This window comes from Streptomyces xylophagus (assembly GCF_000716435.1).
In the GTDB taxonomy this organism is placed as follows: Bacteria; Actinomycetota; Actinomycetes; order Streptomycetales; family Streptomycetaceae; genus Streptomyces; species Streptomyces xylophagus.
Map to the genome: position 1 here is coordinate 300,352 of NZ_JNWO01000001.1, position 15,365 is coordinate 315,716.

General features: G+C 70.4%; 14 protein-coding genes. 8 read left to right on the forward strand and 6 right to left on the reverse strand.

From position 1 onward, the window contains the following. Nucleotides 1-40 precede the first annotated feature (40 nt). Genes OO70_RS01350 through OO70_RS01360 form a run of 3 tightly spaced genes read left to right on the forward strand, consistent with a single transcriptional unit; the run spans nucleotide 41 to nucleotide 4,453 of the window. Nucleotides 41-2,197, forward strand: coding sequence for a beta-galactosidase (locus tag OO70_RS01350; protein ID WP_043662662.1), 2,157 nt, complete (start codon nucleotides 41-43; stop codon nucleotides 2,195-2,197). Nucleotides 2,198-2,217: 20 nt separating this feature from the next. Continuing rightward, the gene (locus tag OO70_RS01355; protein ID WP_043662664.1) at nucleotides 2,218-4,008 is read left to right on the forward strand and encodes an RICIN domain-containing protein; all 1,791 of its coding nucleotides are present in this window, start codon (nucleotides 2,218-2,220) and stop codon (nucleotides 4,006-4,008) included. Between the two features lie 10 nt (nucleotides 4,009-4,018). Continuing rightward, nucleotides 4,019-4,453 carry an NUDIX domain-containing protein gene (locus tag OO70_RS01360; protein WP_043662666.1) on the forward strand — a complete coding sequence of 145 codons (435 nt, stop codon included), beginning with the start codon at nucleotides 4,019-4,021 and terminating at the stop codon, nucleotides 4,451-4,453. Between the two features lie 14 nt (nucleotides 4,454-4,467). Here the strand turns inward: OO70_RS01360 and OO70_RS01365 are convergent, their stop codons facing one another. Together OO70_RS01365 and OO70_RS01370 are read right to left on the reverse strand one after the other, a co-directional pair. Beyond that, nucleotides 4,468-5,046, reverse strand: a complete 579-nt coding sequence (locus OO70_RS01365; protein ID WP_199827224.1) for an ester cyclase — start codon at nucleotides 5,044-5,046, stop codon at nucleotides 4,468-4,470. Between the two features lie 49 nt (nucleotides 5,047-5,095). Continuing rightward, complete coding sequence (locus OO70_RS01370; protein WP_051740443.1) at nucleotides 5,096-6,151, reverse strand: medium chain dehydrogenase/reductase family protein; 1,056 nt, start codon at nucleotides 6,149-6,151, stop codon at nucleotides 5,096-5,098. Between the two features lie 161 nt (nucleotides 6,152-6,312). Here OO70_RS01370 and OO70_RS01375 point away from each other — a divergent pair, with 161 nt between their 5' ends. Continuing rightward, nucleotides 6,313-6,960 carry a TetR/AcrR family transcriptional regulator gene (locus OO70_RS01375; RefSeq protein WP_043662668.1) on the forward strand — a complete coding sequence of 216 codons (648 nt, stop codon included), beginning with the start codon at nucleotides 6,313-6,315 and terminating at the stop codon, nucleotides 6,958-6,960. Between the two features lie 20 nt (nucleotides 6,961-6,980). Here OO70_RS01375 and OO70_RS01380 read toward each other — a convergent pair whose 3' ends face one another. Further along, nucleotides 6,981-7,565: a hypothetical protein gene (locus tag OO70_RS01380; protein ID WP_043662670.1), complete on the reverse strand. Its 585-nt coding sequence runs from the start codon at nucleotides 7,563-7,565 to the stop codon at nucleotides 6,981-6,983. Between the two features lie 343 nt (nucleotides 7,566-7,908). Continuing rightward, nucleotides 7,909-8,871, reverse strand: coding sequence for a phosphotransferase family protein (locus tag OO70_RS01385; protein ID WP_043662672.1), 963 nt, complete (start codon nucleotides 8,869-8,871; stop codon nucleotides 7,909-7,911). Nucleotides 8,872-9,091: 220 nt separating this feature from the next. On the opposite strand from OO70_RS01385, the gene OO70_RS01390 reads away from it, so the two are divergent. Further along, a complete protein-coding gene (locus OO70_RS01390) occupies nucleotides 9,092-11,149 on the forward strand; it encodes a GH92 family glycosyl hydrolase (protein WP_043662674.1) in 2,058 nt (685 codons plus the stop codon). Here the strand turns inward: OO70_RS01390 and OO70_RS01395 are convergent. After that, the gene (locus tag OO70_RS01395) at nucleotides 11,138-11,620 is read right to left on the reverse strand and encodes a winged helix-turn-helix transcriptional regulator (protein WP_043662675.1); all 483 of its coding nucleotides are present in this window, start codon (nucleotides 11,618-11,620) and stop codon (nucleotides 11,138-11,140) included. The genes OO70_RS01390 and OO70_RS01395 overlap by 12 nt on opposite strands. Before the next feature lie 92 nt (nucleotides 11,621-11,712). Here OO70_RS01395 and OO70_RS01400 point away from each other — a divergent pair, with 92 nt between their 5' ends. The 3 genes from OO70_RS01400 (at nucleotide 11,713) to OO70_RS01410 (ending at nucleotide 14,624) form a co-directional block, all read left to right on the forward strand. Then, nucleotides 11,713-12,207, forward strand: a complete 495-nt coding sequence (locus OO70_RS01400; RefSeq protein WP_043662677.1) for a PaaI family thioesterase — start codon at nucleotides 11,713-11,715, stop codon at nucleotides 12,205-12,207. 191 nt (nucleotides 12,208-12,398) lie between these two features. Beyond that, on the forward strand, nucleotides 12,399-13,202 hold the full coding sequence (locus OO70_RS01405; RefSeq protein ID WP_043662678.1) for a helix-turn-helix transcriptional regulator: 804 nt from the start codon (nucleotides 12,399-12,401) through the stop codon (nucleotides 13,200-13,202). A 192-nt stretch (nucleotides 13,203-13,394) separates the two neighbouring features. Further along, complete coding sequence (locus tag OO70_RS01410) at nucleotides 13,395-14,624, forward strand: cysteine desulfurase-like protein (protein WP_043663504.1); 1,230 nt, start codon at nucleotides 13,395-13,397, stop codon at nucleotides 14,622-14,624. Here OO70_RS01410 and OO70_RS01415 read toward each other — a convergent pair. Then, nucleotides 14,615-15,190 (reverse strand): O-methyltransferase, encoded by a 576-nt coding sequence (locus OO70_RS01415; RefSeq protein WP_043662680.1) that lies wholly within the window; start codon nucleotides 15,188-15,190, stop codon nucleotides 14,615-14,617. The genes OO70_RS01410 and OO70_RS01415 overlap by 10 nt on opposite strands. Nucleotides 15,191-15,365: the final 175 nt, after the last annotated feature.

Here is a 15,365-nt window from a genome sequence, read left to right on the forward strand (position 1 = left end):
CGCATCCCCCCAACACCGCCTGCGTTCCGGAGGTTTGTCCATGGCGGATCTGCCCGCCCGCGTTCTGTTCGGCGCCGCCTACTATCACGAGTACCACCCCGCCTACGGCCCGGACGTACGGTCCGACGAGCAGCTCAAGACCGACCTCGACCTGATGGCCGAGGCGCACTTCACCGTGATCCGGATCGGCGAGTCGGTCTGGTCGACCTGGGAACCCGAGAACGGCCGCTTCGAACTCGACTGGCTGCGACCGGTGTTGGACGGCGCGCACGAACGCGGCATCTCCGTCATCCTCGGCACCCCCACCTACGCCGTACCGCCGTGGCTGGCCCGCCAGTACCCGGAGATCACCGGCGAGCGGCGCACCGGCGAGCGCATCGGCTGGGGCGCCCGGCAGGAAGTCGACTTCACCCACCCCGCGTTCCGCTTCCACGCCGAGCGGATCATCCGCAGGATCGTCGCGCGGTACGCCGACCACCCAGCGGTCATCGGCTTCCAGGTCGACAACGAACCGGGCCTGGAGCTCTTCCACAACCACGGCGTCTTCCAGCGCTTCACGGATCACCTGCGCGCCACGTACGGGGACGTCGAGACCCTCAACCGCGAATGGGGCCTGGTCTATTGGTCCCACCGCCTGTCCACCTGGGCCGACCTGTGGACGCCCGACGGCAACGTCCAGCCCCAGTACGACGTCGCCTGGCGGGAGTTCCAGGCCCGCCAGTGCACCGAGTTCATCGGCTGGCAGGCCGACATCGTCCGCGAGTACGCCCGCCCCGAGCACTTCGTCACCACCTGTATCTCCTACACCCGCCCGGCGGTCGAGGACGACGAGCTGACCGACCGCCTCGACATCGCCACCGGCAACCCGTACTACGACATGCAGGACGGCCTGCTCCTGCCCGACCCGACCCCGGACACCCACGAGCAGAAGTGGAAGACCACCGGCGTCTGGTCGCTCTACCAGACCGCCGACTGGATGTTCTCCTCCCGGCAGGAGCCGTTCCTGGTCACCGAGACCAACGCCTCCTCCATCGGCTTCGCCTGGGACAACCGCCCCGCCTACGACGGCCAGTGGCGCCAGGCCGCCTGGGCTCTCGTCGGCCGCGGGGCCCGCATGATCGAGTACTGGCAGTGGCAGACCCTGCGTTTCGGCGCGGAGACCTACTGGGGCGGAGTCCTCCCGCACAGCGGCCGACCGGGCCGTACCTACGCCGAACTCGCCCGGCTGGGAGCGGAGTTCGAGGCAGCGGGACCGCTCGTCGCGGGACTCGAACCGGACGCGGACATCACCCTCGTCTACTCCACTCCCAGCAAGTGGCTGATGCAGAAGCACCCGCCCCTCGCCACCCCGGACGGCGAACCGGACCAGGCCGCCTACCACCGCATCCTCGACCCGTTCTACCGCGGCGCGTTCGACGCGGGACGGCAGGTCCGCGTCGTCCACGCCCGCCAACTGCACGACCCGAGTGGCGAACGCGACGGCATGGCCCCCGAAGAGGCCGCCCGCCGCCACCCCGTCCTCGTGGTCCCCGCCCTGTACCTCGCCGACGACACCACACTCGACTGGTTCGCCGCCTACGCGCAGGCCGGCGGCCACCTGGTCCTCGGCCCCCGCACCGGCTACGCCGACCTCGAGGCACGGGCCCGGCAGGAGTCGGCGCCCGCCCGTCTCACCGACGCCGCGGGAGTGTCGTACGACGAATTCAGCAACCTCACCGGCGCCGTGCCCGTCCGGCCCGTGCCCGGCAGTCCTCTCCCGTTGCCGGAGACCGCGACGGCGACGCACTGGGCGGACGGCCTGACGGTCACCGACGCCGAGATCCTCGCGACGTACGAGCACCCGCACTTCGGCCGCTGGCCCGCCGTGACGACCCGCCGTCACGGGGAGGGCCGGGTCACGTACGTCGGTACCGTCCCCGGTCGCGGCCTCGCCCGCGCACTGGCCGAGTGGCTGGCGCCGGCCGCCCGCAGCGGGTGGGGCGATCTGCCGGCGTCCGTCACGGCGACGACCGGTACCTCGCCCGACGGGCGTCGGGTGCACATCGTCCACAACTGGAGCTGGGAGCCCGCCCGTTCGGCGGTGCCGGTCGACCTCACCGACGCCCTGGACGGTACGTCCCTCCCCGCCGGCACGGTGCTTGATCTCGGCCCGTGGGATGTCCGCGTACTCGTCGCCCCGAAGGACTCGAAGGAGTAGCTGTGCAAAGAAGCAGAGCAATGCAGGCGTTGGGCACGTTCGTCGGGGCCGCCGCGATGCTGGCGATACCCATGGCGACCAGCGCGCAGGCGTACAACCCGACGGGCGGAATCCTCTATCAGCTCGGCAGCGAACCGTGCTTGAAGGGTCGGGGCAACTGCGCCGTCTACCCGAAGTCCGCGCAGTTGCCGAGCGGACGCCTGGTCGCGTCGTTCGAGAAGTCCACCGTTGTGTCGGCGACAGGCAGCGCCGACGGGCAGACGCTCCCGGTCTACAAGAGCGACGACCACGGAACGAGCTGGCAGCCGCTGTCCGAGGTCAAGGCTCCCGCGTACCTCTCCAAGGATCCCAAGTACGCCAAGTACACGAGCAATTGGACCAACCCCTACCTCTACACGCTGCCGCAGAACGTCGGGAAACTGAAGCGGGGCACCCTACTCCTGGCGAGCGTCGTGTCGGGCGACGACCAGTACTACAAGGAGCACAAGGCGGCGGACCCGAACTGGACGCCCTCCAACGACGGTGACCGCAGTGACCTCGCCATCGCGCTGTACTCCAGCACCGACCAGGGCGCGTCGTGGAAGGTCGTCAACGTCATCGCGACGGGCGGTTGGCAGGGCGGCAGCGCGGGCGCGATCGGCCAGAACGTCGCCAGCGCGAACACGGACCGGCAGGTGGACCCCGTCTGGGAGCCGTACCTGATGGTCTACAAGGGCCAACTGGTCTGCTACTACTCCGACGAGAACGACTACACCGGCTTCGACGCGACCACGGATGTCGCGACGCTCGACCCCGCCAACGACACCGCGACGGACTCGCACGGCCAGATCCTCGCCCACCGGACCTGGGACGGGCGTAGTGCCCAGTGGAGCGAACCCGTCGTCGACATCGCGGGGCTGACCCAGAACATGGGGGACGGCAAGACGGAGATCGGGGGCGGGCGGCCGGGCATGACGAACGTCGTCCGGACCACGGACGGCAAGTGGCTTCTCACATACGAGTATTGGGGCGGCGGAGCCAACGTCCGGTACGTGCTCGCCGACAACCCGCTGACGTTCTACCGGAGTTCCACCACCGGCGACGCCGTCACCTTGCTGCCCGTCGACACCGGCTCCCACGCGCTCGCGACGGGCGGCAGTCCGGTCGTCGTCCGGCTGCCCGGGGGACGCCTGGTCTACAACGCGGCGGGCAGCGGCAACGTCTGGGTCAACCAGAGCGGTCGTAGCGACGGAGTCTGGAAGGAGTACCAGACGACCTCGCGGGCCGGCTACAGCCGCGACCTGCAGTACGTCGACGGCACCGGACGGATCGCGATCCTCAATAACCAGGGCACCTCGACGATCGCCTACGCCGAGGTCGACCTCGGCCAATCGAGCGGCGCCTACCGTCAGTTGGTGAACCGGAAGACCGGCCAGGTGATCGGCACCGGTGGCAGGACGAACGACGCGAACATCGGCAACGGGGACGTTCCCGATGTCGTCCTGGAGGACCGCGGCTCCGCCTCGGATCCGGACACCCAGTACTGGCACGTGGTGACCGAGCCGAACGGGGGAGTGACCCTGTTGAACAAGTCGGGCGGCCGGGCGGCGGCGATCTGGACGGGTAACGCGACGGCCGGGCAGCGGATCGGCCAGTGGGTCGACAACAGCTCCACCGGCAGCTGGAACCTGATCAAGACCGGCGACGGGTTCTACGAGTTCCAGTCGGTCAAGAACACCGGTCTGTTTCTGACCGGTACGGCCGACGGGGCACCGCTGACCCTGCAGAACGCGGCGACGGACGGCTCGCAGGACTGGAGGCTCGTCCCCTAGGCTCGGGCCCATGAGGGTTCGTCACAAGGCGCGTGTCGTGCTGCTCGACGACGGTCATCTGGTGTTTCTGAGGCGGGGCTGGCCGGGCGGTGACCCTTACTGCACGACCGTCGGCGGGAGCGTCGAGCCCGAGGACGCGGACCTCGAAGCGGCGCTGCGCCGCGAGGCCATGGAGGAGATCGGTGCCACGATCGGCCCCGCCACCGAGTTCCTCACCCTGACCGAGCCGCGCGGGACGACCACCGTCGTACAGCACTACTTCCTCGCCGACCTGCTGGACATGGACCTGGAACGCCGCCACGGTCCGGAACTCGACGACCCCGACACGGGGGACTTCGAACCGGTCAGGGTCGAGCTGAGCCGGCCGGCCGTGGCGGCGCTCAACCTGCAACCGGCCGAGCTGGCCGACTATGTGCTCGCGCATGTCGAGGCGTGGGGCGCCTGACGGCGGCGCGGTCGTCACAACACCTTGAGCTGGGTGAGCAGTTGGAGGGTGTCGGTGTTGACCCAGTACTCCACGAACCTGCCGTCGCGCATCCGGAGTGTGTCGGTGCCGGTGAACGTGATCAGGGTCCCGGGCTCGGCCTTGGCACCGGGGAAGCCGCCGGCGTAGGTGCCGGTGGCCGTCCAGCGCACGGAGGCGTAGTGGCCGTCGATCAGTGGAGCCACCTGCTCGGTGAACCGGAGGTCCGGGAACGCGGCGCGTGTCTGGGCTATCCATGCGACCAGTCCGTCGACACCCCGGATGGCGCTGCCGTCACCGCCGTCGAGCAGGGCGGCGTGGACGCGGAAGGCGGGGGAGATGATGCCGGGCGCCCGGTCGTAGTCGCCGTTCCATAGGCGGAGCCAGTTGTCGAGCATGGCCTTGGGCTGCTGCTTGCCCTGCTGGTGATTCCGGTCGGTCGTGGTCGTTGCCGCAGTGGTCTTCGGTGAGGCGTCCGAAGCGGTGGCGGTCGTGGCCGTACAGGCCAGGAGGACGAGCGCCGCAGGGACGAGCAGCCGCGCGCGGTGACGCCGGACGGGAGGGGCGGTGATCATGGTGGGTCCTCGCGATTCGTGGAGAGGGAGAAAGGGGGAGCGGTCGTGACTACGGCGTCAGCACGACCTTGCCGGCGACCGTGCCCGACTCGGCCAGGCGCATGGCGTCGGCGACGCGGGCGAGCGGCAGTCGGGCGGCGATCTGGGGCTTGACCTCGTCGCGCTGGAGGGCCGCGAAGACCTGGGTGAGGTCGGCGCGCAACTGGGCGCGGAACCGGTTCTTGCTCAGGGCGCGGCCGGCCCAGACGTTGAAGAAGTAGGCGTGGCGGCCGTTGGGCAGCGCGTTCCACGTCCAGACGCGGCCCAGCAGCTTGAGTACGGGCAGCTGCTTCGAGCCCTCGTCGTCGCGGGTGGAGGCGCTGCCGTAGGAGACGAGCGTGCCGCCCGGTGCGAGGAGGTGCCAGGACTGGACGATGCCGGGGCCGCCGACGTGGTCGAAGACGGCGTCCACCCCGCGAGGGGCGAGTGCGCGGACCTGTGCGGTGAGGTCCGGGGTGCGGTAGTCGATGGGCTCGACGCCCTGGTCGCGCAGCGTGTCGTGGTGGCGCGGCGAGGCGGTGCCGATCACGTGCACGCCCGCCGCGTGGGCGAGTTGGACCAGGACGGTGCCGACGCCGCCGTTCGCGCCGTGCACCAGGATCGTCTGGCCGGCGCGGATGCGGGCCTTGCGGTGCAGCATCTGCCAGGCGGTGATGCCGTTGACGACCACGGTCTCGGCCTCGGCCGCGCCGATGCCCTCGGGCACCGGCACCACGTCGGCCGCGTCGACGAGCACATGGCTGGCCCAGCCGCCGACCTTGACCAGCGCGGCCACCCGGGTGCCGACCAGGCCGGGCTCCACGCCCGCGCCGGTGGTGAGGACGGTGCCGACCAGGTCGTAGCCGGGGACGAAGGGGAAGGGCGGCTGGTCGTAGTACTTGCCGCGCCGCATCTGCTGCTCGGCGAAGGAGATGCCGGTCGCCTCCATCCGGATCACGACCTGGCCGAGGCCCGCGACGGGGACGGCTCCGTGCCGGACCTCCAGGCCCTCCGGCTCGACCTTGCCCGGCAGGACGACCTCGACGAGTGCGTCGGTGGTGTTGTCGGTGCTGTCCGTGGTGTTCATGGCGACCTCCGCTGGTGTCCGCTGCGATCCGCGGTGAGCTATGTGCTTTCGCGTTCGTTATAAGTTGTAACTCACGCTAGAAGGGGTCGTCAAGTGCAATCGTGATAGCTTCTAACTGAAGCTTGAGTATGTAGTCCTGTGTGGGTGGAAGGCGGCTGGTCATGACGGAAACGGGCACGAAGACCCCACGTGAGCGCTACCGCGACCAGGTGCGCACGGAGGTCAAGGAACACGCGCGCGAGCAGATCGCGACAGCGGGCGCCTCCGCGCTCTCCCTCAACGCGATCGCCAAGCGCATGGGCATGAGCGGGCCCGCCCTCTACCGGTACTTCGCCAGCCGCGACGACCTGATCACCGAGCTCATCCGGGACGCGTACCGAAGCCTCGCCGACACCTTCCGCACGACCGCCGAGTCCGGCACCGACCTACCCGGCCTGGCCCACGCCCTGCGCGGCTGGGCCCTCGACGATCCTCAGCGCTACTTCCTCATCTACGGGACACCCGTGCCCGGCTATCACGCGCCCGAAGACATCACCGGGATCGCGTCCGAGATCATGACGATCCTGCTGGACGCCAGCACGGGTCTGCCCACGGACGGTCCTACGACACCGTTCGAAGTCGACCTGGGAGCCCACCGGCACTGGGCGGGCGACCACCCCGCCCCACCCGCGGCCCTCCACCGCGCCCTGACCTTCTGGACCCGCCTTCACGGCGTCCTGTCCCTGGAACTGGCGGGCCACTTCACGGGCATGGGGTTCGACCCGGCGATGCTGTTCGACTCGGAACTGGCCGGGTTGGCGGAACAGTAGGCACAGCACCACGGCACATCTCACGCGGGCGCGGAACTGTCGCCCGGAGGCCGGCGGACCAGGTGCAGGCAGACGACCGAGGCGACGAGGGTGCGCCGTTCGGAGGCGTCCAGGCGGGCGTCGGTCTCGACGACGTACTGCTGCAAGCCCATCCACGCGTCGATGGTGCTCACCGTGACCCGGCCGAGAATTTCAGGCGCAGGGCTCTGCTCCGGGTCGGTCTCCGTGAGTTGCCATTCGATGGAGGTGTAACCCCCCTTTGTGAGGAGGAGTTGGCGTCCCCGCTCCGTCCGGAGGCTCAGTTGCCGGCTCTTGACGAGTCCACGGGTACCGGCGGTGCCGATCTCCCGGTCCGTGACATCGGTGAAGCGGAACCGCACCGGCCCCAACTGCCCGTACCGGGCATGCCTCTCGATGCGGACGAGGGACCTGCCGGACGTATCCGTGAGGAGGGAGTCCGTGTCGTCGGTGTGCGTCACCAGGGCGAGCTGAGTCCCTTCCACGGTGGACACGGCCAGCGCGGGACCCCTGTATCTGCGCCACCACGAACGCTTCGGCTGCCCCACCACGACGGTTTCCAGCTCGAACGGACCGGATTGCGACATCGGTCTTTCTTCCCCCGCCACGGCTTCCCCCTCGACCGAGTACGTCCACTGTGACCGAGGACCTGTCCGATCCGCATCCCTGGTGCGCACATCGGCGCCCCGCAAAGTCGCGTGGCGCCTCCACCGACAACTCGCCTGCCGCGTACCCGTCGTAGGCCGGGCTCGGTGAGCTGAGGGGCATCTACGAGGGCGGCATGGTCGAGACAGACGGCGTCGGCCGGGAAACGGTCTGTGCGTGGCGCGATGTCACCGAAGTCCGACGGCTTTCCAGGAACCCGATCCTCCCCAGGTACGCCGTCACCGCTGCGGGGCGCCGGCGCACTGTGTCAGCGCGTACGCCCACTCAACTCAACGCGTCCAACAGGGAGATGACGTAGGCGTCCAGCCGCTTCTCCACGGTCTGCGTCGTCAGCTCCACCCTCCCCGCCTCCTGCCACGGCCGGACCACGGGCGCCACACCTCCCGCGAATGCCAGCGCGTCCAACAGCCGCCAGTACAACCGCTCGCTCGCCGCCGACGCCAGGACCCCGCCGGCCTCCTCGTACGCCTCGGCGAACCGCAGGCCCCAGGCCGGGCCGTGCAGCAGTGCGAGGTTGGTGGAGCAGTGCGCCACATCGAGGTCCGCCGGGCCCCAGGAGGTCTGCACCCAGTCGACGACCCCGGTGATCCGGGGGCTCGCCGCGCTGTGGGGCGACAGGTCGAACAGCACGTTGCCGGGGTGGAAGTCCCGGTGCAGGAACCGGCCTTCGAAGGCCGGCGCGTGTTTGCGGATCACGTCGGTCGCCGCGGTCCATGCCGCCGCGTCGGCGCCGTGGGGAGGGACGACGGCGTCGGCGGTCGTCCATGCCTGGTACTGCGGGGGCCGGTCGGCGGGGCGGAGCGCGTGGATCGCCACGAGTTGACGGGCTAGGAGGGGGACACGTGCCTCCAGCCCCTCGTCGTCGAGGACCGTGCGGCCTGGCAGATGGGTCATCAGGAGCGAGGGGAACTCACAGTGCGCGGCGGTCGGATCCACCGCGACCGGTCCGAGAGCCGGTACATCGGTCCGCGCGAGCAGAGCGAGGGCGTCGGCCTCGCGGGTCAGCATGCCCTCGCCGCGCTTCACGAAGTACGGCTGGACGAAGCTTCGCAGGACCAGGGCGCGGGCGCCTCCGTCCCCTGTACCAACAGTCAGTCGCCGCATCTCGGCGGTGATGCCGCCGTGCAGCGGCTCGGTCCTGACGATCCGTTCGCCCGAGCTCAACTGCCGGCTCACCCAGGCCAGGGTCAACGGTCGGAGTGTCCTTGCCTCGTCGTGGTCTGTCACCGTGCCACCTCATCATCTTCCGCTCCTGGTCCTCACCTGCTTTCTCTGCGGGCCCACGCCCGCCCCCGTCACCGACTGCGACACGCGGGGGAGTGCTGACCCGACCGGCTGGTCCTCGCGCCCGGACGGTGTGGCGGCACGGGAGCGGAGGCCGCGTTGGGGACACTCGCGGTCCGGCGTCGCGCGGGCGGCGGGTTCCCTGTCTGGCTGGAGAAACGTGGTGCGACTTCCCCTGGTTCGGGCCGTGCTGGCGGCCTCGGTGCTCGTGGCGACCGGAGTGGCCGCCGCCCCGGTCCGGGCGGACGGGACGCCCCGGCCCCGGGCCGTCGACGACCTCGCGCGGTACGTAAACCCGTTCGTCGGCACCGCCCCCGGCGGCCCCGACTTCGGGCACGGCGGCGGCGCGGGCAACACGTTCCCCGGGGCCTCGGCGCCGCTCGGCGGGGTGCAGTGGAGCCCCGACACCGTGACGTACCAGCACGGCGGATACTCCTACGGCGACAACCGCATCCGCGGCTTCAGCCTCACGCACATCTCCGGAGCCGGCTGCGCCGCATACGGCAACGTGCCCTTCATGCCCACGCAGGAGACCGCACCGCCGGCGTACGCGACGTTCTCGCACGCCAACGAGCAGGCGGCGCCCGGCAGTTACCAGGTCACCTTCGACAACGGCATCGGCACCGACCTGACCACCACCCAGCGCTCGGGCATCGCCCGCTTCACCTACCCGGCGACCGACACCCGCCCCGCCGCGCTGAGCATCGACGCCGCCAAGGCGTTCACGGCGGCCACCGGATCGGTCGACATCGGTACCGACACGCTGTCCGGGTACAGCGACAGCGGTGCCTTCTGCAAGTCCAAGAACCGGTACCGGCTCTACTTCCACGCCACCTTCGACCAGCCCTTCGCCCAGAGCTCCCACCCCGACGGCAAGGCGGGCGCGGCCATGGTCACCTTCGCCCCCGACGTGCGCACGGTGACCGCCCGGGTCGGCGTGTCCTTCGTCGACGTCGAGGGCGCCCGCCGCAACGCGCTCACCGAGCAGGAAGCACGGTCGTACGACACGATCCAGCAGGCCGTGCGCGCCGACTGGAACCAGTGGCTCAACCGCATCACCGTCGGGGGCGGCACGGACGCCCAGCGCCGTGTCTTCTACACCGCCCTTTACCACGCCCTCCTGCACCCCAGCGTCTTCAGTGACACCGACGGCCGCTACACCGGCATGGACGGGCTCGTCCACCGCACCCGCGCCGGGCACGTCCAGTACGCCGACTTCTCCGGCTGGGACGTCTACCGCTGCCAGGTCCAGCTCCTGGCGCTGCTCGCCCCGCGCGAGGCCTCCGACATCGCGCAGTCCGTCCTCAACCAGGGCCTCCAGGCAGGCTACTTCGACCGCTGGACCCTCGCGAACGGCGGCAGCAGCGTCATGGTCGGCGACCCGCTGCCCGCCATCGCGTCCGCGATCCACGCCTTCGGCGGCACCGACTTCGACGCCGCCACCCTGCTGCGCACGGCCCTCGCGGACCGCCAGGACGACCGCCAGCGCCCCGGACACCAGCAGTACGACACCCTCGGCTACGTCCCCGCCGGCACCAAGGGCGTCTGGGGTTCGGTCTCCACCACCCTCGAATACGCCGTCGCCGACTACGCGCTCGCCCAACTCGCCCACAGGCTGGGCGATTCGGCCGCGTACGCCACGCTGCTGCGCGCCTCCGGGAACTGGCGCAACCTCTTCAACCCCGCCACCGGCTACCTCCAGCCGCGCGCCGCCGACGGCACCTGGCCGGCCTTCACCCCGGCCCAGAAGACGGAGTACGTGGAGGGCAACGCCGCCCAGTACACCTGGATGGTGCCGCAGGACCTGCCCGGGCTGTTCACCGCGATGGGCGGCGACGCCGCCGTCACCGCCCGCCTCGACACGTTCTTCTCCAGCCTCAACGCCGGCGCCGGAGAGCCCTACGCCTACCTCGGCAACGAACCCTCCTTCGGCACCCCTTGGGCGTACACCCACGTCGGCCACACGGACCGCGCCGGGGCCGTGGCCCAACGCGCCCTGTCCACGCTGTTCAGCGACGCCCCGGGCGGACTCGTCGGCAACGACGACCTCGGCGCCATGTCGTCCTGGGCGGTGTGGGCGAGCCTCGGCCTGTACCCAGAGGTCCCCGGCACCGCCCAACTCGCGCGCAGCGCACCGCTGTTCCCCACCGCCACCGTCCATCGGGGCGACGGCACCTCGCTCACGGTCGGCTCCGCGTCGCCCAAGCACTCAGTCCGGTAGCGGACTTCGTACGGGACGGGCCGCGGGACCGGGTACGGCCGTCACCTCGGTCGGTGCGAGTGCGCCGTGCGGCCCGTCGCACTCCACCACCACACGGACCGGCGCACCGCACGCGGTGTGCCGGACGTCCAGGACCTGACCGTCGGGGTCGCCGGCATACGCCTCGCCCCACTGCCGCAGGGCCATGAGGATGGGCCACAGATCGCGGCCCTTGCCGGTGAGCCGGTACTCGTGCCGGGTCCGGCTTCCCGCCTGCTGGTAGGGCACGGTCGTCAGGATGCCGGCCGCGACCAGCTTGCGGAGCCGGTCGGCGAGCACCGCGTCCGAGAGCCCGATATGGCGCCGGAAGTCGTCGAAACGGCGGACCCTGATGAAGGCGTCCCGCAGGATCAGCAGCGTCCATTTCTCGCCGACGAGATCGAGCGTGCTCTGGACCGGACAGTTCTCCGTGCTCACGTCGAGCCATTCCATGCCGCCACCATAGCCACCTGGCTCTGTCATTGACAGTCAGCTGTCGCCCCATCTAGCTTTCATGGAAGAAGCCAGCCAGGAGGTAGCGCAGCATGGGACGGTCACGCACGTACGAGTGGGAGGACCCGGGGATCTCGGCAGCCGCCGTAGGACGGACCACGGGGCTGGAATTCCTCCGGGAAGTGCTCGGTGGCCGGCTCCCCGCAGCGCCCATCGGCGCCACGCTGAACTTCACCGTCGACGAGGTGGAGTTCGGGCGCGCGGTGTTCTCCCTGATACCGGGGGAGGAGCACTACAACCCCATCGGCAGCGTGCACGGCGGAGTCTTCGCCACCCTGCTCGACTCGGCGGCCGGCTGCGCGGTGCAGTCCACGCTGCCGCAGGGCATGGGGTACACGTCGCTCGACCTGAACGTGAAGTTCCTGCGCCCGGTCACCGCCGACACTGGCCGGATCCGCGCCGTCGGCAGCGTCCTCAACGGCGGACGGCGCACCGCGCTCGCCCAGGCCGAACTGTTCGACGAGAAGGACCGGCTGCTCGCGCACGCCACGAGCAGCTGCCTGCTGTTTCCCGTCCCGGGTGTCTGACCCACGACGTCCGAAATCCGCCTGTCCCCCGCGCAGGCGGATCCGTACCGTCAACTCCCTTGATCCTCACGGTCGAAGGCGTCGACGGAACGCTGTGAAGTTTGCCGGGTGTCGTGACCGTGGTGGTATGGGGAGAAGTACGTACGCAGGTGCGTAAGTGAAAGTGACACACGCGGGGATCGTGAGGGCGCATGGCGGGCGGGCCGGCCGGGGCGTACGAACGCATGCTGGCGGTTGCGGTGGCGGCGCTGCACGAACGGGACCCCGAGCGGCTGTGGCCGATGGTCGCAGCGGCCCTGCCCGGCCTGTGCGGGGGAGAGGCGCTGATCTACAAGCTCGGCGAATGGACGGACCGGACCGGCGCGATGGGTCTCTCGCCCGCCGCCGCGGCGCACTTCGGGCGGACCGACGGCATCGGGGACGAGACGATGACGGTGCTGCGCCGGGGCTATCCCTTCGCCGACCACTACGCCACGGCCGGTGCCGTCCGCCGCCCCGGGACCGCGCACCGGATGGCCGGGAAGGGATGGGCGCGCAGCAGGACGGCGGGCACGATCAGCCGGTTGCTGGACGCCGACCACGTCCTGGCGATCCCGCTGCCGGGCACGACCACCCCGGTCACCGGCTGCATGGTCTACCGAGCGGGCGCCGACTTCACCGAGGACCACGTCCGGGTCGCCGAGCAGATGCAGCCCCTGCTGGCCGGCGTGGAACAGCAGCGGCAACTCCTCGAACAGTGGCGCGCGACCACGGCACCACCTGAGGCGGCCGAGGCGACGGCGGACTCCCGGCTCACACCGCGCCAGATCACCGTCCTCCTCCTGCTCGCCGACGCCCTCACGGCTGCCGCCATCGCCCACCGCCTGGGCATCTCCGTACGCACGGTGCACAAGCACGTCGAGAGCCTGTACCGGAAGCTGGGGACGCGTGATCGCGTGAGCACGGTGCTGCGGGCGCAAGAGATCGGACTGTTGCCGCGGCGGGCGGGACGGTGAGGTCCCGGTGAGGTGCAGCCCGTGTCGGACGGGATGCCGAGGCGCCTGAGCCCTGTCCGGCGCCCGCCGATATCCGCGTCGCACGGGACACCGACCGCCGCCCACTGCCCCGAACCCCCTCGATGTCCGATGATCGTCCTGGACACCCGGGGCCCCACGGCCCGCACACGGCACCGACAGGAGCTCACTTCCGTGGTCTACGACATCACCGCCCTGCGCGCCCTGTTCCCCGCCCTGAGCGCCGGGACCGCCCACTTCGACGGTCCCGGCGGCACCCAGACCCCCCGACCGGTGATCGAGGCCGTCACACAGGCGCTGGCGAACCCCTTGTCCAACCGCGGCCAGGTGACCGCGGGGGAGCGCAACGCCGACACCATCGTCACCGGAGCCCGCGCGGCCATGGCCGACCTCCTGGGCGCGCAGCCCTCGGGGATCGTCTTCGGCCGCAGTGCCACCCAGCTCACCTACGACTTCGCCCGCACCCTCGCCTCGACCTGGTCGCCCGGAGACGAGGTCGTCGTCACCCGCCTCGACCACGACGCCAACATCCGCCCTTGGATCCAGGCCGTCGAGCGGGTCGGCGCCACTGTCCGCTGGGCGGACTTCGACCCCGCGACCGGCGAACTCACCCTCGACCACCTCCGCGCCGCCCTGTCAGACCGCACCCGGCTCGTCGCCGTCACCGCCGCCTCCAACCTGATCGGCACCCGGCCCGCGATCACCGAGATGTCCCGCCTGGCCCACGAAGCCGGTGCCCTGGTCCACGTCGACGGCGTCCACTACACGGCGCACGCCCTGGTCGACATCGGGCAACTCGGCGCGGACTTCTACGTCTGCTCGCCGTACAAGTTCCTCGGCCCGCACCACGGCGTCCTCGCCGCCCGGCCCGAACTGCTCGCCACCCTGCGGCCGGACAAAATCCTGCCGTCCTCCGACGAGGTGCCCGAACGCTTCGAACTCGGCACCCTGCCCTACGAGTTGCTCGCGGGCACCAGCGCCGCCGTCGACGTCCTCGCCGGCCTCGACACGGACGCCACCGGCAGCCGCCGCGAGCGCCTGAGTGCCGGTCTCGCCGCACTTCACCGGCACGAGGAAACGCTGCGGACGCGCATCGACCAGGGACTCGCCGGCCTGGACGGGATCACCGTCCACTCGAAGGCGGCCGACCGCACGCCCACCGTGCTGCTCACCGTCGACGAGTCCTTCGGTACGCACGGCACACAGGACGCCTCCCGCTTCCTGGCCGAACGCAACGTGCACGCGCCGGCAGGCGCCTTCTACGCCATCGAAGCCTCCCGCCGACTCGGCCTGGGCGACTCCGGCGGACTGCGTATCGGCCTTGCCCCCTACACCAGCGCCGAGGACGTCGACCGTCTCCTGGCCGGACTGGCGCTGTTCCTGAAGCAGCCGCGTCAGCCCTGATGAAGGTGGCGTGCCGCAACCACCGCTGAACTGGCCGGTGTGGTGAGGATCTCGGTGGCATCGAGGGCGGGATGAGTGAGGTAGAACAGGCGCAGCTCGTCCACCTCGTCGCCGAACCGGGGCGGCCAGTGGGGCGACGGGGTGAAGTCGTCCAGGACGAGGAGGCCACCGGGAGCAAGCAGCGAGACGACTCTCTCGGGGTCGTCGCGCTTGCCTCCGCCGTCGCAGAAGAAGACGTCGAAGGGGGCGTGCTGCTCGAGCAGCCGCCAGTCCCCGGTGAGTACGGTGACCCTGTCGTCGTCCGCGAAGACACCGGCCGCCCGACGGGCCAACTCCTCGTCCCGTTCCACGGTGACCAGACGGGCACCGGCGCCGAGTCCACTGTGCAACCAGGCGGTACCCACGCCCGAGCCGGTGCCGCTCTCCGCGACGACTCCGTGAGGTTTCGAGGCGGCGGTCACCTGGAGCAACCTGCCCACCTCGGGGATGCAGCTCAGCCCGAAGCCCAGCTCGGAGGCGATGCGCTCCGCGGCCACCACGCGAGGCGGGACCACACGATCTGCCATGAGTCCGAATCCCCCTTCTCCATGGCCGCGAGGCTATCCGTCGACAGAGCCGCATCCGTACGGATGCGGGAAAAAAGATGTATGCAATGACGGGATAATGATGGATTCCGCTCTTCAACATTGCCCCGCACTCCCTCTACCGTTGCGCCCGTGTGAACGGCCTGGCCGTCGGCTG

Coding starts and splice junctions, on each gene's coding strand:
- OO70_RS01395 (WP_043662675.1), bottom strand. CDS start 11,620: ATGGAATGGCTCGACGTGAGCACGGAGAACTGTCCGGTCCAGAGCACG.
- OO70_RS01400 (WP_043662677.1), top strand. CDS start 11,713: ATGGGACGGTCACGCACGTACGAGTGGGAGGACCCGGGGATCTCGGCA.
- OO70_RS01350 (WP_043662662.1), top strand. CDS start 41: ATGGCGGATCTGCCCGCCCGCGTTCTGTTCGGCGCCGCCTACTATCAC.
- OO70_RS01380 (WP_043662670.1), bottom strand. CDS start 7,565: ATGTCGCAATCCGGTCCGTTCGAGCTGGAAACCGTCGTGGTGGGGCAG.
- OO70_RS01375 (WP_043662668.1), top strand. CDS start 6,313: ATGACGGAAACGGGCACGAAGACCCCACGTGAGCGCTACCGCGACCAG.
- OO70_RS01355 (WP_043662664.1), top strand. CDS start 2,218: ATGCAGGCGTTGGGCACGTTCGTCGGGGCCGCCGCGATGCTGGCGATA.
- OO70_RS01360 (WP_043662666.1), top strand. CDS start 4,019: ATGAGGGTTCGTCACAAGGCGCGTGTCGTGCTGCTCGACGACGGTCAT.
- OO70_RS01370 (WP_051740443.1), bottom strand. CDS start 6,151: ATGAACACCACGGACAGCACCGACAACACCACCGACGCACTCGTCGAG.
- OO70_RS01365 (WP_199827224.1), bottom strand. CDS start 5,046: ATGATCACCGCCCCTCCCGTCCGGCGTCACCGCGCGCGGCTGCTCGTC.
- OO70_RS01405 (WP_043662678.1), top strand. CDS start 12,399: ATGGCGGGCGGGCCGGCCGGGGCGTACGAACGCATGCTGGCGGTTGCG.
- OO70_RS01415 (WP_043662680.1), bottom strand. CDS start 15,190: ATGGCAGATCGTGTGGTCCCGCCTCGCGTGGTGGCCGCGGAGCGCATC.